Here is a 24868-nt window from a genome sequence, read left to right as displayed (position 1 = left end):
TCGCAAGCCGTTGTTTGAACTATCGCCAGGAGGATAGACCTGACTGCTAATCTAAGCGGAGCTTAACGATGCTTATACAGAGGTACTTAGCTAAAATACAAGCCGTCCGGCTGCTCCGGATCGCAACTTGTGCTGCTTACCTTTCACCACTTAGCGCATTTTTATGATTATCTTACTTTTGACTCGTATACGTCAAGTGCCGCCTGGACACCCTGGCCGGCTGAAACGGCGAATCCGTGGCGTACAAGCGCCGCCTCCAGAGCTCCAAGCAGACGCAGCACATTATTCTCCCGGCAGCTGAAGCCCATCGTACCGATGCGCCAGATCTGGCCTTTTAACGGACCGAACGAGCTGGCAATCTCTATCCCGAAATGGTTCAGCAGCATGGAACGCACCGCTTCCCCGTCCACTCCCTCCGGAATCAGCACACAGGTGACTACCGTCAGCTTGCTCTCCGGATCACCGTACAGCTCCAGACCCATTGCGGTCAGGCCGGCCACAAGGGCTCGCTCATGATGCTTATGACGGGCATGACGGGCCTCCAGCCCTTCTTCCAGCACCAGCCGCAGCCCCTCACGCAATGCGTACAGCATGGAGGTCATCTCCGTGTGGTGATTCAACCGCTGGGGACTCCAGTAGTCCTGCAGCATGCCGAGGTCAAGGTAGTTGCTGCGGACAACCGGCAGCTCGCTTGCCTCATCGCCGCCGGTTCTAAGTCCCCTCTCTACCTGTTTGCGCTTCAGCAGCTTGGCTTCGGCACGCTCGTTATAGGTGACCGGGGACATGCCCGAAGGGACAGACAGACATTTCTGCGTTCCGCCGACCACGGCATCGAGCATCCAGGCATCCGTCTCCACAGGCACCCCGCCAATGGTCGCCACTGCGTCCACAATCAGCAGGGCATCCTGCTCACGGCACGCCCGCCCGATCTCGGCCAGCGGCTGCACGCGTCCCGTAGAGGTCTCCCCGTGGACAATCGCCACCACATCCGGCTTGAAGCTGCGGATGGCCGCGATCACATCCTCGGGCGGAAACACGCTGCCCCAGGTCTGCTCTATAGTGAACACCTCAGCACCACAGCGCTCGGCAATCTCATGCAGCAGATGTCCAAACCGTCCGAAGACCGGAATCAGCACCCGGTCTCCCGGAGCAATCAGACTGACCATTACCGCTTCAATCCCGGAGCGTGATGTGCCATCCACCGGATAGGCCCACTTATTGCCTGTGGCAAACAGCTCCCGGAGCATCTCCATCGTCTCGTTCATAATATCTGTAAACTCGGGATCGAATTGACCCAGTACCGGATAAGACATGGCCCGCAGCACACGCGGATCAACCTCCACCGGTCCCGGAGTCATAATACACCGCAAGGACGGCGACAAATCTTCGTAGCGCTTCATCACTCTCTCCCCCTCTCGTCTCTCTGAATCTCCTGAATCTTTAAAATCTCTTGAATTCCTTGAATTTATGGAAGCTCTTTAAGCTCAAGAACCCCTGAGCTTCAGTTCTCTGTATAAGCCAATTTATATAAGATTGCCGTCAGTACTTCGAGTCCCGCAGCCAGCTCTTCCGGTGAAGTATATTCATCAGGAGAATGGCTGACCCCTCCCCGGCTGGGCACGAATATCATTGCCGACGGGCAGCGCGGTGCGAACAGCTGGGCATCATGCCCCGCCCCGCTGACCATTCTCCGGTACGACCGCCCCTGCTCCACACAAATTTGTTCCAGCGACAGGCATAGCTCCGTATCCATAGGTGCAGGAGTTGTAGCCAGCAGAGGCAGCACCTCCAGAATCAGACCGCGCCTGCCGGCAATCGCTGTGAACTTATCAAGCATCCCTAAGCAAAAACGCTCCAGTGTCGCAGCTTCGCTATGCCGGATATCCAGCGTGAACTGCACTTCGCCCGGAATGACATTCGGTGTCCCCGGATAGACTTCCAGCCTGCCCGTTGTTGCCACCAGCGGGTCCCCTTCTGCCACAGCGGAACGCTCCAGTGCCAGCAGCATTTCTGCGCTGCCTGCCAGCGCATCCTTCCTCAGTCCCATCGGCGTTGTTCCGGCATGATTGGCTGTGCCGCACACCTTGACCTTGTATCTCCGCTGACCGGCGATCGCCTGCACCACCCCGATCTCCTGGAACGACCGTTCCAGAATAATCCCCTGTTCAATATGCAGTTCAACGTAGGCGGCAATATCACTGCGGACCGGACTGTGCCCGAAGGCAGTGCCGCCACTCTCTGAAGTATTATAATGGCTAGCTCCGGAGGCTTCAATGCTGCCGCCAAGACCGCAGGCAGCCATAGCCGCCCCAAGCGTTACCCCTTCGCCGTCTGCACAATTCTCGCGCTCACTCCCGTCGTAGAGCCCTGTAACATTGCCGGAACCCCAGAACGTCAGCGGAAAGCGGCTGCCCTCCTCTTCACAAAAGGACACCACCTCCAGCGTCCGCAGCGGCTGGCCAAAGGTCATCTGCAGATAATGCAGTGCAGTTACAGCAGCAGCTACTCCGTAAGCACCGTCATAACGTCCGCCGTTCACCACCGTATCGATATGTGAGCCGGTTAGAATTACTTTATCCGTTACCACTGATCCGGCCAGCTTGCCGTATACATTTCCGACCTCATCCGTTCTGACCTCAAGTCCGAATCCAGACATTCTCTCCTGCAAAAAATGCTGGACCCGGTACCACTCCGGCGTGTACAGTAGCCGGGTAACCCCCGGGCCGGGAGCACTGAAGGCTGCGAGTTCATCCAGCAGCTTCAGCATCTCTCCGGCCGGGACATGCCGGACCGGCAGCTTCACCGGGCCGGCTGGCGGCTGGAGATCCGCAGCCATTCACCGCCATCCGCTGCAACAATGCCTTCTCCGGCGGTATAAACCACATTGCCGCGGGAGAGGGTTGCCGTTACCTTGCAGGATAAGGTCATACCGGCATAAGGACTATGCTTGTGGCGGTAATATAAATCCTCCGCCTGCAGGGTATAATTCGCATTCGGGTCAAGCAGCACCAGATCGGCATCCAGCCCCGGAGTGATGGAGCCTTTGCGCTGCTCCAGCCCGAAACGCCGGGCTGGCAGCTCCGACAATAGCGCAGAGATCTGAGTGACCGGCAGGCCGCGCACCCGCACACCCTCATGGAACATCAGCTCCAGACTGCTCTGCGCCCCCGATATTCCGCCCCAGGCTTCAAAAAAAGACAAGCCGGGCGCCAGCTTCAATTCTGCCGGACAAGGGGAATGATCCGAAGCAATCAGATCCACCAGGCCCGCTGCCACCGCATGCCACAGCCGTTCCCGCTCCCCGCTGCTGCGCAGCGGAGGAGCACATTTCGCCAGCGGCCCCAGCTCCTCCATGCTGTCCTCGTTCAGAATCAGATAATGAGGGCAGGTCTCCGCTGTCACATCCAGCCCCCGCTGCTTGGCCTCGTGAATCAGCTCCAAGGCTGCGGAGGTGCTGATGTGCACGAAATGCAGCCGGCAGCCGGTCCGTTCACTATATAGGAGTGCCCGGGCAACAGCCTCAAGCTCCGCTTCGGGCGGGCGGGAGGCGGCAAAATCACGCGCAGTGCTCCGCCCCTCGCGGAGTGCAGCTGCTCCGAGCGCCGAGGTCATCTCTTCACTCTCCGCATGCAGGGCGAGAATGCCGCCGATTGCGGCGATGCGGACCATTCCCTGATACAGGGTATTGTCATCCACCTCGCGGAACCGGCCTTCGCCTTCACCGCCGGGATTCGAGATAAACGCCTTGAAGCCGGTAACACCTGCCGCCGCCAGCTCCTCCAGGTCCTCCAGATTGCCGGGCACGAGTCCGCCCCACAGCACATAATCCACCGCCGAATTCCCGGCTGCAGCTTCTGTCTTCAAGCGGAGTGCTTCTATATTTACAGTCGGCGGATTACCATTCAGCGGCATATCCGAATAACAGGTACAGCCTCCAGCGGCAAGGGAAGCCGATCCGCTGCGGAAGCCTTCCCAATGGCCGAACGCCGGCTCATTGAAATGAACATGCATATCAATCATGCCGGGGAGCACATATTGTCCTGCTGCATCAATAATTGTAGTGGCAGGTGAGCCGTGCAGCGCTTCGCCCAGGGCAGCGATTCTGCCGTCCTTCACACCGATATCCAGCTTACGGACTTCTCCGGGGAGTACAACATCCCCATTCCTGATAATAAGCTCATAGGATTCCTCCATGAAACGGCCACCTCCAGTCTAGTGGTATTCGTAATGGTATTCGTATTTGTATCGTTACATTTAACTGCCGCGGTATGTGCTGTATCCTCCCGGTGCAACCAGCAGCGGCACATGATAATGCTCTGCCGGGTCCGGAATGTTGAAGCGGATCGGGATATGCTCAAGGAACATGCTGCCACTCCCTACCGGTTCACCGCCAGCACCCGCCTGAGCACTCCTGAAGTAGTCGCCGGCCATGAAGACCAGCTCGTAGCTTCCGGCCAGCAGCTCTTCCCCTGCCAGCAGGGGAGCGTCCAATCTGCCGTCACTGTTCGTGACAGCCTCACATATCAGCGCGGGCATTACCTCACCGAATCTCCATAGCTGAAGCGACATGCCCGCTGCAGGCTTCCCTAGCGACAGGTCCAGCACATGAGTCGTTAACCGCCCGCTCATGACAGGTATCCTCCAAGCCTGCATCTATTGAAGCAGCGGATTTCCGATTCCGGCAGAAGCATTTCTGCGTTTTTTCCCGCATACTGACTGCTGTGCCTTTTGCTTATTTTTTTGTTCATTCTTCTCTCCATACTAAGGATTAAGCCGCTGGTTCCGGTCATGAACGACACCTCCTGCTGATTTGTTAGAAGCAAGTATGCTGTAGAGTGCGGATCGGATATGAGGCCTCTTGCACTATGTCCTATGCCTCCGCCAGCAGATCCTCCAGCCGGAAACGGGTAATCTTGCCGATCTCCTGCAGCGCCTGATCCCATTCTTCCTGCAGGCTGCGGTCCACCCGATCACGGATGGCGTTAATGATGTCATCTTTATTTTTGCCGCGCACAGCCAGAATGAACGGGAACTGGAATTTCTCGGTATAGGCGGCATTCAGCTCCGTAAGCTGCTTGAATTCCTCCGGTGTCAGCCGGTCCAGACCGGCCCCCTGCTGCTCTGCCGCCGATAGCGGAGTGACCTGCAGCCTTGTTGCCAGATCAGGGTGGGCTCTAAGCAGCGCAAGTACCTGGCTACGATCCGCCTTACGCACCGTTTCAACCATAGTGTCATGCAGCTGCTGCACGGATTCAAACGGACGCTCACTATAGGCGCCTTCCGCAACCCAGGGCGAATGTTCGAATATACCTCCAAGGCTCTCTACAAATTCCGGTTGTCCCATGCTGTTGATCTGTTCCAGTGTCACAATATCCGCAGGTGTATTCAATGGCTCATCCTCCATCCATCTAATTTGCATAGTTTAAATTCAAACATTCTTTAGGGTAAAAAAAGCCCATTTCCGCATTCAAGCCATCTACTTTGCCATCAGCACCTGAAGTACCGATCTCTCAGTGATTTAAGATGTTCGAACTGCATGAAATGGACCATACCTGTGTTACTCCATAAATCCGCGTGATAGTTATAGTACTTCCTGCTCGCGTAAACTTACTATCTTATATTGTACCTTCTATGCAGCATTCAGCAACTCAGAACCGCTGTTCACGGACATAAGGTGTTCCCAGCGATTCCGGCGTGCCGGAAGGCTTGTTGCGGTTGCGGTATCCCAGATACATCAGAACCAGAATCGTAACGACATAAGGAATCATTTTGAGGAAATAAGACGGCACCACACTGCCCAGCAGCTGTATCCGGAAGCCCAGGGAATCGAGTGCCCCGAAGAAATATGCGCAGAAGAGCGCACGCAGCGGATTCCATCTGGCAAAAATCACCAGCCCGACGGCGATCCAGCCCCGGCCGGCCGTAAGGCCTTCATTCCAGGTCGGTGCATAGGCCAGCACCATGTCTGCCCCGGCAAGACCAATCAGTGCAGCTCCGGCTGTAACGTAGCCATAGCGGATCAGCTGTACACGGATGCCCATGACATCCGCTGTAGCCGGATTGTCTCCGACTGCCCGCAGATGCAGCCCCCATGAGGTATGGTGGATCAGCAGATGCAGCACCAGCACAAGCAGCAGGCTGAACCAGGTCAGATAATCCATCCGGCCGAAAATATCCCCGATCACCGGAACCGACTTCAACGCCCCCAGATCCAGCTTGGGTGAAGTGCCCGGAAGCGGAATACCGCTGATAGACTTGCCGAGATAGGCGCTGAGTCCGCTGCCGAACAGCGTCATGGCAAGACCTGACATTGTCTGGTTCGCCCGGAGGGTAACTGTAAGGAAGGAATGTACCATACCCAGAAGCGCAGTAATGGCCACAGCTGCGAGCAGGGCAAGGATCAGATTCCCGCTGCGTATGTAGACGATACAGGTCGTCACCGCCCCCATCAGCATCAGCCCTTCCGCACCGAGCTGAATGATTCCGGCCCGTTCGGTCAGAATGCCTCCCAGTGTAGCCAGCAGCAGCGGTGTTCCGGCGGATATGGCGGCTATTAATAACTGTGTAGTGAAATCCATGGGTAAACTCCCTTCTCTAAGCGAATGCTGTTATGCGCTCCGGCGGATGCGGAAACGGTGAATCATGTCGCCGGCAATCAGGAAGAACAGGATCGCACCCTGCAGCATTTCCGATATGGACGAAGGCAGTCCGATGGTCTGTACACTATACCCGCCGACGATCAGGCCGCCGAACAGAACGGAGGTGACAATCAGACCCAGCGGGTTCAGCTTGGCAAGCCAAGCCACGATGATTGCCGTATAGCCATAACCGGGTGATATCCCCTGCATCAGCTTATGTGTAACCCCCGAGACCTCAGCCATGCCGGCAATACCGGCCAGGCCGCCGCTGATCAGCATGACGATAATGATATGCTTCTTGATATGAATCCCCGCGTAGCGGGCAGCTGTTGGGTTGGCACCGATCAGGCGCAGCTCATAACCCCAGCGGGTGAATTTGATCATCAGATAATAGATAAGGACGGCCACCAGCCCGAAGATCAGCCCGATATGCAGCCGCGTGCTTCCCAGAACCGGCAGCGACTGTGCAGCGGTGAACATAGGTGAACCCGGGAAGTTGAAGCCCTTCGGGTCCTTCCACGGTCCGAAGACCACATAGTCCAGAGCCAGCAGAGCCACATAGTTCAGCATCAGCGACGTAATCAGCTCGTTGACACCGAAATGCGTCCGCGGAACGGCGGTCATCAGACCCCACAATGCCCCGGCCGCCGTACCGAAGACCAGCATTAGTGTGATTGACCAGAACGAAGACAGATCAGGGAAATAAATCGTTACCGCTGTAGCCGCCATAGCACCTACAGTCAGCTGGCCTTCCGCCCCGATATTCCAGACGGAAATCCGGTAGGCCACCGCGATACCAAGTCCGCATAGCAATAGCGGAATAGCTTTTACCATGGTTTCTGTGAAGCCGTAGGAGGTTCCGAAGGCTCCGCGGAACATTTTTTCGTATACCACAAGCGGGCTCATGCCATTGGCGGCAATGAACACCGCACAGAGCAGCAGCGCCAGAATAACTGACAGAACAGGCGTCCACCACGGTGAACGGGTACGGCTTGAATCGTATTCCAGCCTGAGGGAGTACCATTTCCCGCTTTTCCCCGGTGAGGGCTCCAGCACTGCAGTATTGCTTCCAGTATCCGGACTCATACGGCGCTCCCCTCCATGTTCCGGATTCCGGCCATCATCAGTCCGATTTGTTCCCGGTCCGCATGCTCATGATCGCTTTCACCTATAATTGAACCGTTGTATATGACCAGAATGCGGTCAGACAATTGCAGCAGCTCATCGAGATCCTCAGAGATCAGCAGCACGCCGCTGCCGGAGCTCCGCAGCTCCATCAGCAGCTCGTGGACACCGGCTGTAGCGCCGACATCCAGCCCCTGAGTCGGATGAACGGCAACCATCAGCTTCGGCTGGTGGCTGACCTCGCGGGCGAACAGCAGCTTCTGCTGGTTTCCGCCCGACATCTGCTGCACCGGGGTATCCAGCTCCGGTGTCTTCACGTTGAAGCGGCGGACTAGCTCCTGCGACCAGGAACGGTTCTTCGCAGCCTTCAGGAAGCCGAATTTCGAATGCTCATTACTGCGGTAGGACTTGAACAGCAGATTATCGACGGAGCCCAGGCGTCCGGCCAGACCGCTCTTCATCCGGTTCTCCGGCACATGCGAGATTCCCGAATCGATGGCGCCTCTTACCGAGGCTGTTTTTACAGGACTGCCGTCAAAAATAATCTCGCCCGTCTTCCACGTTCTAAGCCCGGTCAGCACCTCGGCCAGCTCCTTCTGCCCGTTGCCGGCGACACCGGCCACCCCTACGATCTCGCCTTCACGTACGGTGAGCGACAGAGCATCCAGCGCTTTGCGCCCGTGATCGGCAGCAACATCCAGGTCCTTAACAACCAGCAACGGTTCCCCTGCTGTAGCCTCGCGCTCCTGACGGCTGATCGTCACTTCTCTGCCCACCATCAGCCGGGCCAGCTCCAGCTCATCCGTCTTGGCCGTCTCCAGAGTAGCAATCATTTTCCCTTTGCGCATCACCGAGATCCGGTCGGAGGAAGCCATGACTTCCTTCATTTTATGGGTCGTCATGATTACCGTCTTCCCCGTCTGCTTCATCACCTTGAGGGTTTCAAACAGCTGCTCCGCCTCTCCCGGTGTCAGCACCGAGGTCGGCTCATCAAGAATAATAATATCTGCACCCCGGTACAGGGTTTTGACGATTTCAACACGCTGCTGTTCACCGACAGACAACTGCCAGATCGGCCGGTCAACCGGAAATTTGAGGCCAAACCGTTCTCCAAGCGCCTCAATCTCTTCATGTTTATGCTTGATCCACTTGCTGCCACGCCAGAAAGACGACTTTTCGCCAAGCACGATGTTCTCCGCTGCCGTGAGACTTTGCACCAGTCTGAAGTTCTGAAATACCATGCCTACCCCGAGGAGTGCCGCATCTTTCGGAGAACGGATTTTGGCTGGTTTGCCGTGAATGAGGATCTCCCCCGCATCCGCCCTGTACACACCTGACAGCATACTCATGACTGTGCTTTTTCCTGCTCCGTTCTCACCAAGCAGCGCGTGAATCTCACCCGCATTTGCCGAAAAATCGACTTGATCGCTGGCCGTTACAGAACCGAACTTCTTCACTATCCCGCGCATTTCAACCGAATGGTCCTGCATTGTGGGAAGCTCCTTTCCTTTATAGTTGTAGTACGGGTGGGGAAGATTCCGACATACGGAACCCGCCCCACCCATAAGGCCGTGCTGTATTCAATTCAAAGCTGCTGTTATTGCGGGATGGTACCTTCTACACCCTTAACCAGCCAGTTCATGGAAAGCACTTCTTCAAGCGTCAGCTTTTGGCCGTCTTGAACCACTACATTTCCTTTGTTGTCCGAGATCGGGCCGGTGAATACATCCAGCTCTCCGCTGATGATTTTGGCTTTGGCATCTTCCACCAGTTGCTTCACATCATCCGGAACCTTGCTGCCGAACGGCGCAAGCTCAACCATACCATCGGCCATATCGCCGGAGTACTGCTCGCTCTTCCAGGTTCCATCCATAACGGATTGAACGGCTTTTACGTAATAAGGGCCCCAGTTCCATACAGGGTTGGTCAAATAGTTGTCCGGTGCATATTTGCTCATGTCAGAGTCATTTCCTCCGGCAAAAGCTCCGCGTTCTGCAGCAGCCTGCAGCGTAGCCGGTGAATCCTGGTAAGCCAGCAGAACATCTGCGCCTTTATCCAGCAGGCTGATTGCCGCCTGACGTTCAGTAGCAGGGTCATACCAAGTGTTGGTCCATACTACATCCACTTTGACATCAGGGTTTACACTTTGTGCTCCCAGGGTAAAAGCATTTAGGTTATAAATAACTTCGCTGATCGGGAAGGCTCCAACATAACCAAGATGATTTTTTGTCGTCATTTTGCCTGCCGCGATACCGGACAGATAACTAGCCTGATAGTTTTTGCCGAAGTAAGTACCCATGTTATCGGCTGTTTTGTAACCGGAGGCATGAAGGAACTTCACGTTAGGGAATTTACCGGCTACGTTCAAGGTGAAATCCATATATCCGAAGCTTGTGGTGAAGACAATGTCATGATTCTGGGCGAGTTCAGTGATGATGCGTTCCGCATCGGCGCTTTCCGGTACATTTTCCACGAAATCGGCTTTGATGCCCAGTTCCTTCTCCATGTATAGGCGGCCTTGATCATGCTGATACGTATACCCGCCGTCACCCGGAGGCCCGATGTATACAAAAGCAACCGTCGGCTTCTCTGCTGCCGGCTCTGTTGTTGCTGCTGCCTCGGTGGCTGCTGCCGCATTCGTTACCGCAGGCGCCTCTGTGGCCGCCCCATTCGTATTCGACGCCGTATTGTTGTTGCCGCACCCCGTCAGAACCACCGCTAACAGGAACATGGTTACCAGGCTGAATTTAAATCCCTGACCCCTTCTTTTCATAATTCTCCTCCTCCAGGATATCTCTCCTAATGGCTCCAGCCATTAATGTATCTCTACTATACTGAGACACAGCAGTTACGTAAATTTATATAACATAGCTTTGTGTCATTTTATAAGAATCGCTGTCGTTTTTGTGTTTTGTGCACTAGGATACCTTGAATTATGCTTAAAATATGTGATATTCCCTAACATAATTTTGGAAAATGGCGATTTTGCTGTCAGTTGTCCCTTGGCACACTCCATTCTCTGCGAATCTCCCCAAAGCTGACCGGCAGCTCCGCATCCGTGAAATCCCGTTCGGAATCACTCTGCAGCATCATTCCCTTGTAGCCGGGAGAATGAAAAATAGCCGATAACCCCCTATCGCTGTCCAGTGCCTGAAGCTCCGGAAACACAGATTGTGCGAACAACACAGGGGGATTCACCACACCTTCATTTATGCTTGCCACATAGTCGAGTCCGGGATTCTGCTCAAAGGCATCCGTCAGCCGGTTCACCAGCGCCGCAGGAATAAACGGCTGATCCGCGTGAGCGATGACAACGGCATCAGGCTGCAGCGATGAAATGGCATTCAGGCCGCAACGGAGAGAGAAGGACAGCCCTAAATGAGCCGTCAGGCAGGTCTCCGTACGTCTGCTGCTCCGGGAACTGGCGGGAGGCATCCATTTCAGAGGATCATCTGCCCGGACCACCACAATCAGCGGATCAAGACCGCACCGCTCCAGCTCACTTAGCGTGGCTGCTCCAAGCGTTATTCCACCCGGCTGCTTCAGAGAACCACTCCCGGCAACTGCTTCCTTGCTCCGGCTTGCCGCCAGATAGATTCCGGCTACTTTCAAGTGCACTCCACTCCTTCCGTTAATTTGTAGGCATACTACAGCTATTCACGTTCCAGCATTCTGCGGAACAGGAATACCAGCTTCAGCCTCATGAGATCATTGATTTTTTTGAAATCGACATCCAGCAGCTCACTAAGCTTCTCAATCCGGTAAGTGGCGGTATTGCGGTGGATAAACAGCTTCTTCGCAGTTTCATTCACATGGCCGTCATTATCCAGATAGACCTCCAGCGTATGGAGCATTTCCTTGACGTATTCCGGTTCACGGCTGAGCAGACCGCGCAGACTGCCGCTGCAGTATCTCTCCATCGTCTCCGCCGGGATCTGGTTCAGCAACAGATGGAGCTCAAGCTGCCGGTAATGCACCACATTTCCGTGTGCCCCCCATTGCTGGACCATCCCCATACATTCCTTAATCTCGGCAAAGGCTTCCTTCAGCCCTTCCGGCTTCACCTTCACTCCGCTGACGGCGGCCCGCGGATAATAGCCTTTATCAAACTTCAGATTGTGAAAACATTCATTAATCAGCTCCCGGAACTGCTCCGGGGCTAGCGGGCCTGCCGGATAGAGGGAGAGCAATCCCTCTTCCATTATCAAATGAACCGCCTGCAGCCCATGCAGCACCGGATGCTCCAGATATTCCTCTTTCAGCCGCAACAGCTCAGCCTGCCTTGCTTCCCCAGCAGCGGCTACGTCGGTCAGCAGAAGCTGGAACGGGGCTTGCAGCAGCTGCACATCCAGCTTAAGCGCCGCCTGGGACAGCTCCGCACACGACAGCCCGCCGTTCAGACAACGCCGCAGCAGCCCGCTGAATTCCCGGTGCTCGGCATGCTCGAAATAATCCTCAAACCCGGCATGGATATGATATGAGATAAGTTCAGCACCCTGGATGAACAGGCTTTCCTCGACCGGCAGCAGCAATGGATCAATCCTGCAGTACAGAAGATAACCCGAGCATTTCTCGCCTTGCATCAGAGGAATCCGGTATCCCGAGCATTCGCCGATGCGGAAGCGCTGATTACGGTTCTGCCAGGGCCAGCCCTCCAGCAGCTGGCTGTCGGAATAACCGGAGTTATTGAAGACTGTAGCACCCCGGACGCTGACCACCGCCAGCGGATAGCCGATAACCTCAGAGACCGATTCGAGCAGCGGACGGCTGCGCCCGGAACGCAGGGCGAAGCGCATAAGCTTGCGCTGCTTCTCCATAATGCCCTGCAGCACACTTGTGCTGCGCGAGAGTTCGGCGCGGAACAAGCCGTTCATCTGATCGGAGAAGGTGAACTGGAACGGCAGCTCAATCAGCGGGAAATTCAGCGTTTCCGCTTCGGCAATCAGCTTCTCCGGCACCGCATCCCAGAAACGGCCCAGCTTGATGCCAAGACCCGCCGATCCGCGGCGGTTCAGCGTCTGCAGCAGTGCCGAGGCATCCTCGAGACTGTCTTTGATCAGATAGGCGGTAGTCAGCAGCATTTCCCCTTCTTTGATCCAATCCGAGATATCCGGGGCATCCATCACGTTGATGGATTTGACAATCCTGTGTTTCCCTTTGGAGCCTGCAATGAGTTTAGCTTCAGATAAAGGATAAATGGACAACGCTTCTTCAACCGTAAGATGCATGCCATCCCTCCTTCTATAGGTTCATCTTCTTTAGTTCTTCTTTATGTTACTTTATGTAACATTATAGATAAAATGACCCTTCATGGAAAGAGGAAAGTGAAAATATAAACCATGAATGTCAGGTAATATCACGTAAGTCACAGAATTTTAACGATTGGGTTGCTGGAGGAAAATTAAATCATTACTTATTTTCAATCCAGTAAATCCTCAAGCACAGGTTTTAATCTGACGTACAAATAGAAAAAGCCCTGTTTCTCCTCGTCTGGAGAACTAAGGCTTGCTGTATGCAAGTGTGATGTTAAGATGGATAATTAGCTGCTGTGCGCAGCAGCTGGCGTCCTTCAGGACGCTACCGGCGGCAATAAGCGCCGGTTTGGCAGTCCGCTGAGGGGGATGAACCGGTAGCCGTAAAGCGTTCCGGACTGGGGCCTTTATTGGGGCGAATTATAGCCATCAAGCCATCCACAGGGTATGCGGACTCAGTTACCGTTAATAAGCTCATTTCCCCTCATTTCGGGCTTCAATGAACAAGATAACGGCTCCTGAGTCCGCAACCGGCAGAATAATAGGTTTTCGGGCAAAATAGGGTCTTCAGAGTCCGATTCACTCTGCGGCTGTCCGTTTGCTTAAGTATCGTCCACATGGTCAGCACATTCTTCTTATTCCTCGTTTACTCTCTTACTCTCTTACTCTCTTCCCAGTACTCAGCGTATCACCGCTTCCATACCTCCTGCACCCATGACAGGAGTTCGAGATCCTGCCCATACCCGCCGATAATGGACAGTCCAAGCGGCAGGCCGCCGGGCCCCGCCACCGGCAGCGTAACCTGCGGCAGCCCGGCCAGTCCGGCAATGCAGCTGAGCATCATGGCGCCGCTGCGGTTCAGCTCCAGCTGCGCGGGATCTCCGCCGCGCAGCGGCGCCGGGCCGGGCACGGTCGGGATGACGATGCAGCCGTCATTCCCGAGCAGCCCCCGCAGCCGCTCCGTGAACTCCCTGCGCAAGGAGCGGGCCCCGCTGTGGTCCGCTCCGGCCAGCCCCGCCGCCCAAGTGAACCGGGCGGCAATATCCGGTCCGAAGACCGGCCGCTCCCGCTCAATCCACGCGCCATGCGTTGCCCATATCTCGGCGCCCTGAAGTTCACGGAAGACATCCATCCATGTCTTCAAGCCTTCCGGGGCAATCTCCATCACGGCAGTCTGCAATGCGGAACCTGTCTGAAGCCTATTCAGTCCCAGCTTCAGATAGCCGCCGCACTCCTGACCGGCTAATGACCAGCATTCCGGCGGGATGAACATCCGGGACAGCCTGTGCGTATTGGTTTGCTTGTCGGTTTGCTTGCCGGTTTGCTTGCCGGTTTGCGTACCGCTTGGCTTAATGTTGTGCGGCTCGGCTTGCCTACCGTTCCTCATATCGTTCCTCATACCGTTCCTCATATCGGCTGGCTCACCGGTTTGAGCATCCGTCTGCTTGCCCATTTGGATCTCACCAGGCTGATCCTCCACGCTCACGGGCTGTCCCAAGAGCACCTCACCAGCCTTCAGCAGCAACTCCGCGCTGCCTGCAATCCAGCCTACCGTATCAAACCCCGGGGCCAGCGGGATTACACCCTCTATATCAACCGCTCCATGCGTTGGCCGAAAGCCGTATACACCGCAATAGGCAGAAGGGACACGGACAGAGCCTCCGGTATCTGTGCCTAAAGCAAAATCCACACTGCCGGAGGCCACCGCCACCGCTGAACCGCTAGACGAGCCGCCGGGTATCCGGCCCTCCCCGTGCGGATTCACCGGGGTGCCGTAGTGATAATTCTCCCCGCCCAAGCTGTACATCAGCTCATCCGTATGGGCCGCCCCGCGCAGCGCAGCTCCGGCTTGCAGCAGCCTGCTCACAGCCGGAGCATGGGCAGCCGCCGGTTCATGGGTGCGCAGCCAGTCCGGGTTGCCGGCGGATGAACGGTGTCCGGCTACCGCGAATACATCTTTAACGGTGAAGCTTAAGCCATACAGAGTTCCGTGTCCGCTGCCGGGAACCGCAAGCTCCGGAACTCTGAACGCACCGTGATGATTATGTAGAGCCATGCTGTTCCCACCTTTCTTCCCGGACGGACCGGGTGCCTCTGTTTCCTTACAGCTACCGTTAATCCGCTACCAGCCGATGGCTGAACCGTCACAACGCGGGTCCGTACCGCCGCTGCGGTAGCCGTTGCCGTCAATCGAGATGGCGTGGGCATGGCCCATAACACCATCATAGCTTCCGACCGCACGGACCAGATGCCCCGCTTCTGCCAATTCGGCCTGCACGCCTGCTGCCACCCGGCTCTCTATCTTCAGCTCCTGGGTGGGCTCTCCCCAGGTTCTGCCCCAGACGAAGCGGGGTTCATTCACTGCCGTCTGCGGGTCCATACCGTAATGAAGCATCCGGGTCAGCAGCAGCGTCTGGGTCTGTGGCTGACCCTCGCCGCCCTGCGTGCCATAGAGATAGGCAGGCTTGCCGTCCCGGCAGGCCATCGCCGGCATCAGTGTATGGAACGTGCGCTTATGCGGCTCCAGCGTATTAATATGACCGGGATCAAGCGAGAAGAAAGAGCCTCTGTTCTGCAGCAGAATCCCCGTATCTCCGGCCACAACCCCGGAGCCGAATTCGAAGTACAGGCTCTGGATGAACGAAACCGCGTTGCCTTCCCCGTCCACGACTGCTGCGTAGGCCGTATCCCGGCCGACCGGCTCACTGCCGATAGCCAGCGCCTGCTGCGGGGAGATGGATGCCGCCAGCTGTGCTGCATACCCCTTATCCAGCAGCTGATCCAGCGGAATCCTGCTGAAGGCCGGATCGGTCAGCACCCGGTCCCGGTCACGGAAGCTCAGCTTCAGCGCCTCCGCCAGCAGATGATAATACTCATACGAGCCGTGCCCGATGTCGGCAAAGTTATAACGCTCCAGTATATTGAGTGCCATAAGTGCTGTGAAGCCCTGCGAGTTGGGCGGAACCTGATAGACCTTGTGCCCGTGGTAGTCCGTAGACAGCGGCTCTTCCCAGTTCCCCCGGTGATCGGCGAAATCATCCCGGGTGAGATATCCGCCCGACGCCTGCATATACTCACTTATCTCTTCCGCGATCTTTCCCTTATAAAAAGCATCCCGGCCTCCGGCGGCCAAGGCCCGCAGCGTCCCGGCCAGCTGCCGCTGCACAAACCTCCCGCCCGCCGCCGGAATCCGGCCGCCGGGAAGATAGATCGCCGCTGCCTCAGGAGACAGCGCGGCTCCGGCCAGAACGCTGCCACCGTGCTGATCCGGTGACAGCGGAAATCCATCGGTGCAGTAGCCGATTGCCGGCTCCAGCACCTCAGCCAGGGTCAGCCGTCCATACTCACGCTGGACGGCCTCCCAGCTGTCCGCCATTCCGGGTACCGTAATGGCGCTGCGTACACCCCGCCGCGGGATGGCCATCTCCCCCGCGTAACAGTCCCTGCGGACGGCGTAGCCGGATCGTCCGCTGCCGTTGTAGGCCCGGACGCGCCCTTCACCGGCGCTGTAGCCCAGCCAGAAGGCGTCGCCGCCGAGCCCGGTCATATGCGGATAGACTACAGCCAGCGCAGCGCTGACTGCAACCGCCGCATCATAGGCGTTGCCGCCTTTGACCAGCATGCGCGCTCCGGCGGCGGATGCCAGATAATGGGGACTGACCACCATCGTTTTCGTGCCGATTACAGGTCCTGTCGTCAAGCTGACCATCTCCCATTCCGGTGTCGTTCAAGTTAGTGTCATTTAACAGTACGCCCGAAACCTTTGTCAATCGGTTCCGGGAAACCGTAAATTCACGCTGTTATTTTTGTGAGCCATGCACAAACTTTACGTCCATAAGAGCCTGTAATATAGAACCGTGCATATGAATTGTATAGAATAAGCTGATCAAGCGGCCAAGCACCATTCCGCGCTGCGGAATCCACTTACGAAATGGGGCCTATCCTCTAATGAAAACCACCGGTAACGAATACATCCAGATTGCTATGGCTATGTCCAGAACAGGCATCCTCGGCTATGGCGGCGGACCGTCCGTCATCCCGCTGATCCGGCATGATGCCGTAACCCGCTATGGCTGGCTGAGCGATGAAGAGTTCGGCGAGACGCTTGCCATTGCCAATGCGCTGCCGGGTCCGATCGCTACCAAAATGGCCGCTTACCTTGGCTATAAGCTAAAAGGCGTCCGGGGAGCCATCCTCTCCGTGCTGGCACATATTTTCCCCAGCGGAATTGCGATGATCGCGTTGTTATCCGCCGTAAATTACTTAAGCGGTTCCAAGGTTGTAGCCGGAATGATCGCTGCGGTTTCCCCTGTGATTGCGGTTATGCTGGGAATGATGGCTTATGAGTTTGCCCGGAAGGCTTTTAAGGGCCTTGGTGTAATGATCGGGGCTGGCTTCCTGCTGCTTGCCCTGGGGCTGCTTGAAGTGCTGCATCTGCATCCGGCCATAGTCATCGTGCTATACCTCGGCTATGGAACGGTCCATTACCGGATACTCGCGAAACAGAACAAAGGGGGAACCGCCTAATGGAATGGCTCAAGCTGATCTACGGCTTTTTCATGGCTAATCTGCTCGGCTATGGCGGCGGCCCCTCCTCCATTCCGCTAATGTACGAAGAGATCGTGCCGCATTACGGCTGGCTGACTGATGTAGAATTCTCCAATATGCTGGCGCTCGGCAATGCGCTGCCCGGACCGATTGCCACCAAAATCGCTGCTTATGTAGGCTACGATGTCTACGGCTGGCCCGGACTGGCCGCTGCACTGCTGGCGACGATTGTCCCCTCCGCTGCTGCGCTGATCATCCTGCTGAACGTGATGCAGAAATACAAGCAGTCGCCTGTCGTCAAAGGCATGACGCTGCTTGTCCAGCCGGTTATCGCCATTATGATGGTTGTGCTTACCTTCAAAATGGCCAAAGGCCCGGCAGACTCCATCGGCATCTGGCAGACCCTGATCATTGCCGCAATAGCCTTCTGGGCACTGAAGCACTTAAAGCTCCACCCCGCGCTGGTTATTCTCGCTGCTTTTGCCTATGGAGGGCTGGTTCTTCAGTACACGGTCTAGCCGGCCCTCACGTTCCCTTAGCTGATAACCTTCTCCGGGACCACGCTCACTTCAGAATATATTGCGACAGCACCGCCTGCACCTCATAGATATTGACGGACTTGTTGAAGGTTTTCTTCAGCGGCACCGCCGCACCGGACACATAGAGGCACAGCTCCGCATCGAGATCGAAATGCCCGGCCGTTTCCACCGAGTAATGGGTGATGCTCTTGTAGGGAATCGAATGATATTCCGTTTTCTTGCCGGTCACCCCCTGCTTATCTACGAGGATCAGGCGTTTGTCCGTAAAAATAAACATATCCCGGATCAGCTTGTAGGCGCGTTCGATCGTTTCCTGCGGGGCCAGAATCTGCGCATATTCCCGCTTCACATCTTCCAGCGGGACCTGGGAAGCATTGCCCAGCAATCCGTTAAAAATCGCCATCATAATCCCCTTTTCCTATAATAGATTGGCAGCAATTCCTCCTCCGCCATAGTCCATACTACTTGCGGATTTATGGATTTATACCAAAGTAAGGGGATTTCCCCCTTGCTTATTCCCGGCTTATTGGTTAAAATGACTTTAAATTTAGAAAAGGAGGTGTAGGAGAATGGATCACAATCGGACCAATAGTGTTAGCAGCCGGCTGATTAATATTATGGCTGGCATCGTTCATGTAAATGCCCACAACGGGAGAACTCTGTCCATTTACACGAACTTAATAACACTACAACATTGTGAAATGCCTTTCTCGCCTACACTTCAACGGATCTCATAAACCGGAGAATACTCAGGCCGCGGGGAAATTTCCCTGCGGCCTTTTTATGTTGTTTTGTAGTAGTCAGGGCGTTCCTATAAAAGGAGAATATCTATGATCATCTCATGCCAAAATGTCCAAAAATACCACGGTGCCCAGCTTGTTCTGGAGAACATCACCTTCGATATCCGCCAAGGCGAAAAAATCGGCCTGATCGGCCGCAACGGCTGCGGTAAGACCACCCTTTTCCATCTGCTGAGCGGGGAAGAACGTCCCGATCAGGGACAGATCTCCATCCGCCGGAACAGCGTCATCGGACTGCTCGCGCAGATCCAGGAGGCGAGTGACGATGAAACCGTATATGCGGTTCTGCAGCGCAGCTTCGCGGAGCCCTTGCAGTGGCAGCGCCGCCTGCGGGAGCTGGAGCAGACAATGTCCGCTTCCGGTGCAAGTGAAGATGAACAGGCCTGGAACCGGCTGCTTAAGGAATACGGCAACCTGCAGGAGAAATTCGAAGCCGCTGGCGGATATGAAATTGAATCCTCCATCAGCCGTATTGCCACCGGCCTTGGCATTGGAAGCGGCCAGTATGACCGCCGGTTCTCTTCCCTCTCCGGCGGGGAGAAAACCAAGGTTGGCCTCGCCGAGCTGCTGCTGCGCCGTCCAGATATTCTGCTGCTCGATGAGCCGACCAACCACCTCGATATGGATGCTATCGAATGGCTGGAGCAGTTCCTGCAGAGCTATGACGGCACTGTGCTGGCCATTTCCCATGACCGCTATTTCCTCGATGCCGTCGTTAAAAAGGTCATTGAGATCGAAGACGGGGAAGCTTTCACCTTCCATACGAATTACAGCGGCTATCAGGTCGAGAAGGAGGCCAGACTCCTGCAGCAGTTCGCTGACTATCAGGAGCAGCAGAAGAAGATTAAGCAGATGCAGGAGAGCATCAAGCGGCTGATTGAATGGGGAAAGCTGAATCCGCAGAACGTTTCGTTCCCCCGCCGCGCAGCCTCCATGCAGAAGGCGCTGGACCGGATGGTCAGAGTCAAACGTCCGGTTCTGGAGCGCAAGTCCATGGATCTGCAGCTGGAGCAGGATGACCGGACCGGCAATCAGGTCGTAATCCTTGACCAGATTAGCAAAGCCTTCGGAGAGCGCAAGCTCTTCTCGGCAGCCAGTGACATTCTCAGATATGGAGAGACTACGGCACTGATCGGCGGCAACGGCGCAGGCAAAAGCACGCTGCTGCGGATTATTCTCGGGCAGGAAGCCCCGGACAGCGGCAGCTGTACGCTGGCTTCCAGAGCCGTTGTCGGCTACCTGGCCCAGGAAGCTGTACCGGAGGAGAACGGCCAATCCGTGCTCCGTTATTTCCGCGAGGAAGCAGGACTTGAAGAAGGCGAGGCCCGCGGGCAGCTGGCCCGGTTTCTCTTCTACGGCAGTGATGTATTCAAGAACATCACCAATCTCTCCGGCGGAGAATGGACACGGCTGCGCTTCGCGGTGCTGATGCACCGCCGTCCGAATCTGCTCATTCTGGATGAGCCGACCAACCATCTCGATATCGATTCCCGCGAAGCGCTGGAAGAGGCGCTGGAGGAGTTCCCCGGGACCGTGCTGGCTGTATCGCATGACCGTTATTTCATTAACCGCTGCTTCGGAAAGCTATGGAATATTGATGGCGGACAATTCTCATCCTTCTCAGGGAATTATGAATATTACAAGGAGAAGCAGGCTGAGAAAGTCGCGGCTGCCGAACGGCAGGCTGCAGCTGCAGCAGGTAGTATGGCTGCTGCCGTCATTAAGCCCCGCCCATCCGGTGGTGCCGCATCCGCCGCTCCTTCCCGCAAGCCCCGTCCAGCCATCTCCTGGGAACAGGACATTGCTGCTGCAGAGGCTCAGCTCAGTGTTATCGACGGCGAGATGCTGAACCCGCAGTTTGCCAGCGATTCCGGGAAGCTGGCTGAGCTTATGACGGCACGGGATGCCGCGCAGCAGAAGCTGGATGACTTGTACAGCAGCTGGTTAAGCGAAGCGGATAACTCTTAATTCGTTTATGTTAATTCTTTTGCATTTATTCTTTAGACTGATTTCTAATCCCATAACAGAGGTGAGCAAGGTGACATTAACCCCGGCGATAGCAAAGTACTGGGAGTCTTATCTGCAAGACCATCCTGAGGCAGCGGAGAATTTCGACAGCGCCTGGGCTTTTGGCGACAACCCCCGGCTGGCCGATGAACTGCTTGAGCTGGTCCTGGCTGGAATCAAGACCGGAACGGCACAAAATTATGAGTTAAATGAAGCACGCGGTACGCCTCTGCCCTTTGCGGGCGGGCTATCCGTGCTGCTGGACAGTACGGGGCAGCCGCGCGGAATCATCGAGACTACGAAGGTTGAGATTGTTCCGTTTGCGGATGTAACGGCTGAGTTCGCGTATTCAGAAGGGGAAGATGACCGCAGCCTCGAATCGTGGCGCTATAACCATGAAGTATTCTTCACCAGAGAGCTTGAGGGTGAAGGTAAGCCATTCGACCCGGGTATGCGGGTCATCTGCGAGACCTTTAAGCTGGTGCACATTAACCAAGAGCAATAAATCTCAGCACTTAAAAAGGCTGCTTCTTCATAACCGAAGAGGCAGCCTTCATTGTATAGTTGCACGTTAGTATAAGGTTAGAGCTTTAGCGTTGAATCTTAAAATTTCCAGATGCCCGTAATCCAGCCGATAACCGAGATCCATAATGGAATACTGATTAGGATGCCCCATACCAGGCCTGTGGCAATATTACCTTCTGCAGGACGTGTTACACCTTCCTGCGTCAGCGGAAGTCTTAACTCTTCTTGTTCCATGCGATCCCCTCCTAAAATTGTTATCGACACAGCAGAGGAAAAAATGTAGACCGCCTGGCCCAAAAAGTTGTGTTTCTGAAAAATTTTTAGATATAAAGGCTCAGCGGATTGTTAATGCAAAGGCTTACATAAATAATATTAACCAATTTTTGTCTACTTTAAAACTTATAAATTCCTGGTCATCTATTATATGCAGTACTTTAGTCCAATAGTACTGCCTTTTCAGGATTATGTAGATATTGGAACAGTGTGTGCAGCTGCTCCGCCGTATTGCGCTCCTCAGACAGTTCAGGCAAGGCATCCTCGGCAAAAAAGCCTACCCCGCTTGTCTCCACACCCGCTTCCGCTTCCCCGCCGGTAATCCGGCACAGGATGAACATTTTGTAGACATGATAAGGCTCCGGGGGATGCTGGTGAAACTTCTTGTCCAGCACAGCGAGCAGACGTACGGCTTCCGCCTGATAGCCGGATTCCTCGGCAATCTCTTTCACAACCACCTCGCTCGGAGACAAGCCGATGTCCGCCCAGCCTCCGGGCAATGCCCATTTCCCGTCCAGCTTCTCGTGTACCAGCAGAATTTTGTTATCCTGAAAAATGACTCCGCGGATATCCACTTTCGGTGTGCTGTATCCGCCCTCTCCCGCGAAGGAGAGCCGGATGCGTTCCTTGCTCTCATACGTATAGTTAGCCAGAATATCTACACTCAGCTCCCGCAGCGCCTGATAACGTTCGATATCATATACATCCTTGGCATAGGTCAGACCGGTCTGGGCAATCCCCTGTATTTCTTTGGCCCAGGTTAACCATTTCTGTTCCATAAGTACACCGCCTCTAATCAGATATGGGATAGAACATACTTTTACTGAACTCCAGCAGCTCCATTCATCCTATAAGCACTACTCACAGAGCATCAGATGACGGGAGAACGCACCTTTCTTCGCAATACAGCGGTCAATGATCGTAAAGCCGGCGGAATGAATCATCTCATCCATCGCTTCAATCGCCACAATCACAACCCGGTCAGCAATCCGGCGGGTATTGGCGAGAATGGCAAACTGCTCCTCAGGGGTAATCCGCGAATACAAATTATAAGGCATATCCACAATAGCAACGTCGTAATGCTCTGTAATGTCGGCGATATCCCCGAGCGTGACTTCACTTTCAAAGCCGAAATGGGCGATATTCGTCCGCGCTCCGGCAGCAATAAGCGGGTTAATATCACGTCCTACAATATCAATCCCCATAGACAGTGCCTCAACCATTACTGTACCAATCCCGCAGCAGGGATCTATCATCTTCACTCCGGCTATGCGGGGAACCGCCATATTGACCGCCGCCCGGGCCACCCGTGTGCTGAGTGCTATGGAGTAGCTGCGCGGCTTTTTCATCTGCCGGAACCAGGTTGCCTTATTCTTATGATAAGCGCCGAAGTACCAGCGTCCGCCCACCGTAACAATTCCATACACCAGCTCCGGATGATTCACATCCGCCTCGCCTTCAATCCGCAGGCCGATTTCCCGTTCAATCACTCTGCGCTCATCGTATTCAATTTTATGCTCAGGTGCCAGATCATTCGTCTTCACAAAAATAACCTTAAAGGTCTTCCCCTCCAGCTCCACCTGCTCCGTCTGCCGGTAGATTTCCGGGAGCGTGTCCCCTTCATACATCACATCAATCCGCTCTTTGATAAAAGGGCTGCGGCTGACGTCCACCCGGGTCCCGCTTGAGAATATAGCCGGCGGGATCTCCCGTCCAAACAGGCAGCGCAGCTCCATACCGCATAGGGATGTCTCATCCTCAGAATGGGCGTACGTATAGATATAAGACCTGTTTCCGGACTGGGGCATTTGTGCTTCATATTCAAGACTTGCTGGTACATTCGCTGACACTGTTATTCCGCTCCTATCGCTTCCGCCGCTGGCGGCGCTTCTGTTTCTGATTCTATACTCAACTTTTCCGGGCTATCGGCCGGTTCAACATCCTCATGCCCGCTATCATAGTTGATCCTTGCCTTGGCGATTTCGCCACGGTTTCCATTCACCCATTCTACCAGTAAAGTCAGCGGGCCAAGAAGAGATTCACCTAGCGCTGTAAGACCGTACTCTACAGTTAAAGGGACTGTGGGGGTGGCCTTGCGCCAGACCAGCCCATCACGTTCCAGATGGCGGAGCGTCTGGGTCAGCATACGCTGAGAGATACCGCTCGAACGGCGCTGCAGTTCCTTGAAACGCAAAGACTGCACACCAAGGTTCACAATAATCAGCATACTCCATTTATCGCCAACACGGTCTAGGATCTGCCGGGTAACCGTGCAATCCTCCAGCATAGTCAGTTGAGAGACTGCTTGTAATCCATCATTCGATTGATTGTTCAAGGTAGTTACCTCCATGTAACCTAAGCAGCTAATAGTGCCTTCTTGCCGCTTAAGCTAACTAAGTCTATCATGGTTACTGTTAGTAATCAACAACCTGAAAGGAACTGGTGAACCATGAAAACAATCGCTATCGTAGGCGCAGGACCGGGTCTGGGGTTATCCATTGCCAAGAAGTTTGGCGCACACGGCTTCCGTGCCACTTTGATCGCCCGCAACGCGGACAAATTAAATAATTTAGTAGAGAAACTCGCAGCACTGGGCATTGAAGCTGCTGCCTTTCCGGCGGACATCTACAATAAAGAGCAGCTGACCGCTGCCTTCCAGGACATCAAAGACAACTACGGCTTCATTGATGTCCTGGAGTTCAGTCCAACCAGCGGCAGCTATCCGCCGACTCCGGCAACGCAGGTTACGGAACAAATTGCCCTTGACGCGTTCCAGTCACAAGTCATCGGCGCGATCCGCAGTGTGGAGCAGGTACTGCCGGAGATGCTGGAGAAGAAAACCGGCGCTCTTTTATTCACAACCGGCCTGTCTTCCCTGTACCCGATCCCTATGATGGGCAATATGGGAATCGCACTCAGCGGGCTGCGCAACTACGCGATGAATTTGCACTCGGATCTGGCCCCGCAGGGCATTTATGTAGCCCATCTGGCTATCGGCGCATTTATCAGGCCGGGAACTGCGGCCGATCCGGATCTGATTGCCGATGCATGGTACAATCTGTACGCTGCCGGAACCGAGGCCGAAGGTACATTCCCCCAAGGTGTTACACCGGCCACCATCCTCTGGTAAGGGGCTTGAACAATCCTTTTTGATCCCATTT

General features: G+C 55.1%; 23 protein-coding genes. 5 read left to right on the top strand and 18 right to left on the bottom strand.

From position 1 onward, the window contains the following. Positions 1–167: 167 nt before the first annotated feature. From NSU01_RS07685 to ggt, 13 genes are all read right to left on the bottom strand, one after another. Positions 168–1400 (bottom strand): alanine--glyoxylate aminotransferase family protein, encoded by a 1233-nt coding sequence (locus NSU01_RS07685; protein WP_076248660.1) that lies wholly within the window; start codon positions 1398–1400, stop codon positions 168–170. A gap of 101 nt (positions 1401–1501) precedes the next feature. Next, complete coding sequence (locus NSU01_RS07680; RefSeq protein WP_179093651.1) at positions 1502–2836, bottom strand: Zn-dependent hydrolase; 1335 nt, start codon at positions 2834–2836, stop codon at positions 1502–1504. Then, entirely contained in the window at positions 2800–4194 is a 1395-nt protein-coding gene (locus tag NSU01_RS07675) for an allantoinase (protein WP_076248662.1), read from the bottom strand. Before NSU01_RS07675 ends, NSU01_RS07680 begins: the two co-directional genes overlap by 37 nt. Before the next feature lie 60 nt (positions 4195–4254). Beyond that, positions 4255–4629 (bottom strand): hydroxyisourate hydrolase, encoded by a 375-nt coding sequence (gene uraH, locus NSU01_RS07670; protein ID WP_042134519.1) that lies wholly within the window; start codon positions 4627–4629, stop codon positions 4255–4257. A 241-nt stretch (positions 4630–4870) separates the two neighbouring features. Then, the gene (uraD, locus tag NSU01_RS07665; protein WP_231575304.1) at positions 4871–5389 is read right to left on the bottom strand and encodes a 2-oxo-4-hydroxy-4-carboxy-5-ureidoimidazoline decarboxylase; all 519 of its coding nucleotides are present in this window, start codon (positions 5387–5389) and stop codon (positions 4871–4873) included. Between the two features lie 259 nt (positions 5390–5648). Next, positions 5649–6578, bottom strand: a complete 930-nt coding sequence (locus NSU01_RS07660; protein WP_042134515.1) for an ABC transporter permease — start codon at positions 6576–6578, stop codon at positions 5649–5651. A 30-nt stretch (positions 6579–6608) separates the two neighbouring features. Further along, the gene (locus NSU01_RS07655; RefSeq protein ID WP_144026223.1) at positions 6609–7724 is read right to left on the bottom strand and encodes an ABC transporter permease; all 1116 of its coding nucleotides are present in this window, start codon (positions 7722–7724) and stop codon (positions 6609–6611) included. After that, positions 7721–9253 (bottom strand): ABC transporter ATP-binding protein, encoded by a 1533-nt coding sequence (locus NSU01_RS07650; protein WP_042134514.1) that lies wholly within the window; start codon positions 9251–9253, stop codon positions 7721–7723. The genes NSU01_RS07655 and NSU01_RS07650 overlap by 4 nt, the downstream gene beginning before the upstream one ends. A gap of 107 nt (positions 9254–9360) precedes the next feature. Further along, positions 9361–10536 carry a BMP family ABC transporter substrate-binding protein gene (locus NSU01_RS07645; protein WP_076248665.1) on the bottom strand — a complete coding sequence of 392 codons (1176 nt, stop codon included), beginning with the start codon at positions 10534–10536 and terminating at the stop codon, positions 9361–9363. A gap of 218 nt (positions 10537–10754) precedes the next feature. Continuing rightward, on the bottom strand, positions 10755–11375 hold the full coding sequence (locus NSU01_RS07640) for an NTP transferase domain-containing protein (RefSeq protein WP_076248667.1): 621 nt from the start codon (positions 11373–11375) through the stop codon (positions 10755–10757). Positions 11376–11416: 41 nt separating this feature from the next. After that, positions 11417–12991: a PucR family transcriptional regulator gene (locus NSU01_RS07635; protein ID WP_076248669.1), complete on the bottom strand. Its 1575-nt coding sequence runs from the start codon at positions 12989–12991 to the stop codon at positions 11417–11419. Between the two features lie 712 nt (positions 12992–13703). Further along, positions 13704–15071, bottom strand: coding sequence for an amidase family protein (locus NSU01_RS07630; RefSeq protein ID WP_256704055.1), 1368 nt, complete (start codon positions 15069–15071; stop codon positions 13704–13706). Positions 15072–15137: 66 nt separating this feature from the next. Next, positions 15138–16724, bottom strand: a complete 1587-nt coding sequence (ggt, locus tag NSU01_RS07625) for a gamma-glutamyltransferase (protein WP_076248671.1) — start codon at positions 16722–16724, stop codon at positions 15138–15140. Positions 16725–16963: 239 nt separating this feature from the next. Here ggt and NSU01_RS07620 point away from each other — a divergent pair, with 239 nt between their 5' ends. After that, complete coding sequence (locus tag NSU01_RS07620; protein ID WP_076248673.1) at positions 16964–17542, top strand: chromate transporter; 579 nt, start codon at positions 16964–16966, stop codon at positions 17540–17542. Next, complete coding sequence (locus tag NSU01_RS07615; RefSeq protein WP_076248675.1) at positions 17542–18081, top strand: chromate transporter; 540 nt, start codon at positions 17542–17544, stop codon at positions 18079–18081. Before NSU01_RS07620 ends, NSU01_RS07615 begins: the two co-directional genes overlap by 1 nt. A gap of 46 nt (positions 18082–18127) precedes the next feature. On the opposite strand, the gene NSU01_RS07610 is transcribed toward NSU01_RS07615, so the two are convergent. Next, positions 18128–18505 (bottom strand): PH domain-containing protein, encoded by a 378-nt coding sequence (locus tag NSU01_RS07610; RefSeq protein ID WP_039301572.1) that lies wholly within the window; start codon positions 18503–18505, stop codon positions 18128–18130. Positions 18506–18932: 427 nt separating this feature from the next. Between NSU01_RS07610 and abc-f the strand changes: the two genes are divergently transcribed. Continuing rightward, on the top strand, positions 18933–20870 hold the full coding sequence (abc-f, locus tag NSU01_RS07605; protein ID WP_076248677.1) for an ABC-F type ribosomal protection protein: 1938 nt from the start codon (positions 18933–18935) through the stop codon (positions 20868–20870). A 70-nt stretch (positions 20871–20940) separates the two neighbouring features. After that, positions 20941–21414 (top strand): ASCH domain-containing protein, encoded by a 474-nt coding sequence (locus NSU01_RS07600; RefSeq protein WP_339302859.1) that lies wholly within the window; start codon positions 20941–20943, stop codon positions 21412–21414. Between the two features lie 98 nt (positions 21415–21512). Here NSU01_RS07600 and NSU01_RS07595 read toward each other — a convergent pair whose 3' ends face one another. The 4 genes from NSU01_RS07595 to NSU01_RS07580 all read right to left on the bottom strand — a co-directional run bounded on the left by NSU01_RS07595 (position 21513) and on the right by NSU01_RS07580 (position 24042). Beyond that, a complete protein-coding gene (locus tag NSU01_RS07595; protein WP_179093652.1) occupies positions 21513–21668 on the bottom strand; it encodes a hypothetical protein in 156 nt (51 codons plus the stop codon). Between the two features lie 200 nt (positions 21669–21868). After that, positions 21869–22486, bottom strand: a complete 618-nt coding sequence (locus NSU01_RS07590; RefSeq protein WP_076248679.1) for an NUDIX hydrolase — start codon at positions 22484–22486, stop codon at positions 21869–21871. Between the two features lie 78 nt (positions 22487–22564). Beyond that, on the bottom strand, positions 22565–23515 hold the full coding sequence (locus tag NSU01_RS07585; protein WP_076248698.1) for an RsmD family RNA methyltransferase: 951 nt from the start codon (positions 23513–23515) through the stop codon (positions 22565–22567). Positions 23516–23559: 44 nt separating this feature from the next. Continuing rightward, positions 23560–24042, bottom strand: a complete 483-nt coding sequence (locus tag NSU01_RS07580) for a helix-turn-helix domain-containing protein (protein ID WP_076248681.1) — start codon at positions 24040–24042, stop codon at positions 23560–23562. Between the two features lie 114 nt (positions 24043–24156). Between NSU01_RS07580 and NSU01_RS07575 the strand changes: the two genes are divergently transcribed. Next, positions 24157–24837, top strand: a complete 681-nt coding sequence (locus NSU01_RS07575) for an SDR family NAD(P)-dependent oxidoreductase (protein WP_076248683.1) — start codon at positions 24157–24159, stop codon at positions 24835–24837. Positions 24838–24868: the final 31 nt, after the last annotated feature.

Source organism: Paenibacillus sp. FSL H8-0259, assembly GCF_037963255.1.
Lineage (GTDB): Bacteria > Bacillota > Bacilli > Paenibacillales > Paenibacillaceae > Paenibacillus_AQ > Paenibacillus_AQ phytohabitans.
Note: the sequence above shows the minus strand (reverse complement) of the source record. Positions and strands in the feature narration are given on the sequence as shown.

Excerpts from the sequence above, each read along its gene's own strand:
- NSU01_RS07685 (WP_076248660.1), bottom strand. The coding sequence starts at position 1,400 with ATGAAGCGCTACGAAGATTTGTCGCCGTCCTTGCGGTGTATTATGACT.
- NSU01_RS07680 (WP_179093651.1), bottom strand. The coding sequence starts at position 2,836 with ATGGCTGCGGATCTCCAGCCGCCAGCCGGCCCGGTGAAGCTGCCGGTC.
- NSU01_RS07675 (WP_076248662.1), bottom strand. The coding sequence starts at position 4,194 with ATGGAGGAATCCTATGAGCTTATTATCAGGAATGGGGATGTTGTACTC.
- uraH (WP_042134519.1), bottom strand. The coding sequence starts at position 4,629 with ATGAGCGGGCGGTTAACGACTCATGTGCTGGACCTGTCGCTAGGGAAG.
- NSU01_RS07660 (WP_042134515.1), bottom strand. The coding sequence starts at position 6,578 with ATGGATTTCACTACACAGTTATTAATAGCCGCCATATCCGCCGGAACA.
- NSU01_RS07655 (WP_144026223.1), bottom strand. The coding sequence starts at position 7,724 with ATGAGTCCGGATACTGGAAGCAATACTGCAGTGCTGGAGCCCTCACCG.
- NSU01_RS07650 (WP_042134514.1), bottom strand. The coding sequence starts at position 9,253 with ATGCAGGACCATTCGGTTGAAATGCGCGGGATAGTGAAGAAGTTCGGT.
- NSU01_RS07645 (WP_076248665.1), bottom strand. The coding sequence starts at position 10,536 with ATGAAAAGAAGGGGTCAGGGATTTAAATTCAGCCTGGTAACCATGTTC.
- NSU01_RS07635 (WP_076248669.1), bottom strand. The coding sequence starts at position 12,991 with ATGCATCTTACGGTTGAAGAAGCGTTGTCCATTTATCCTTTATCTGAA.
- NSU01_RS07630 (WP_256704055.1), bottom strand. The coding sequence starts at position 15,071 with ATGGCTCTACATAATCATCACGGTGCGTTCAGAGTTCCGGAGCTTGCG.
- ggt (WP_076248671.1), bottom strand. The coding sequence starts at position 16,724 with ATGGTCAGCTTGACGACAGGACCTGTAATCGGCACGAAAACGATGGTG.
- NSU01_RS07620 (WP_076248673.1), top strand. The coding sequence starts at position 16,964 with ATGAAAACCACCGGTAACGAATACATCCAGATTGCTATGGCTATGTCC.
- NSU01_RS07615 (WP_076248675.1), top strand. The coding sequence starts at position 17,542 with ATGGAATGGCTCAAGCTGATCTACGGCTTTTTCATGGCTAATCTGCTC.
- NSU01_RS07610 (WP_039301572.1), bottom strand. The coding sequence starts at position 18,505 with ATGGCGATTTTTAACGGATTGCTGGGCAATGCTTCCCAGGTCCCGCTG.
- abc-f (WP_076248677.1), top strand. The coding sequence starts at position 18,933 with ATGATCATCTCATGCCAAAATGTCCAAAAATACCACGGTGCCCAGCTT.
- NSU01_RS07595 (WP_179093652.1), bottom strand. The coding sequence starts at position 21,668 with ATGGAACAAGAAGAGTTAAGACTTCCGCTGACGCAGGAAGGTGTAACA.
- NSU01_RS07590 (WP_076248679.1), bottom strand. The coding sequence starts at position 22,486 with ATGGAACAGAAATGGTTAACCTGGGCCAAAGAAATACAGGGGATTGCC.
- NSU01_RS07585 (WP_076248698.1), bottom strand. The coding sequence starts at position 23,515 with ATGCCCCAGTCCGGAAACAGGTCTTATATCTATACGTACGCCCATTCT.
- NSU01_RS07575 (WP_076248683.1), top strand. The coding sequence starts at position 24,157 with ATGAAAACAATCGCTATCGTAGGCGCAGGACCGGGTCTGGGGTTATCC.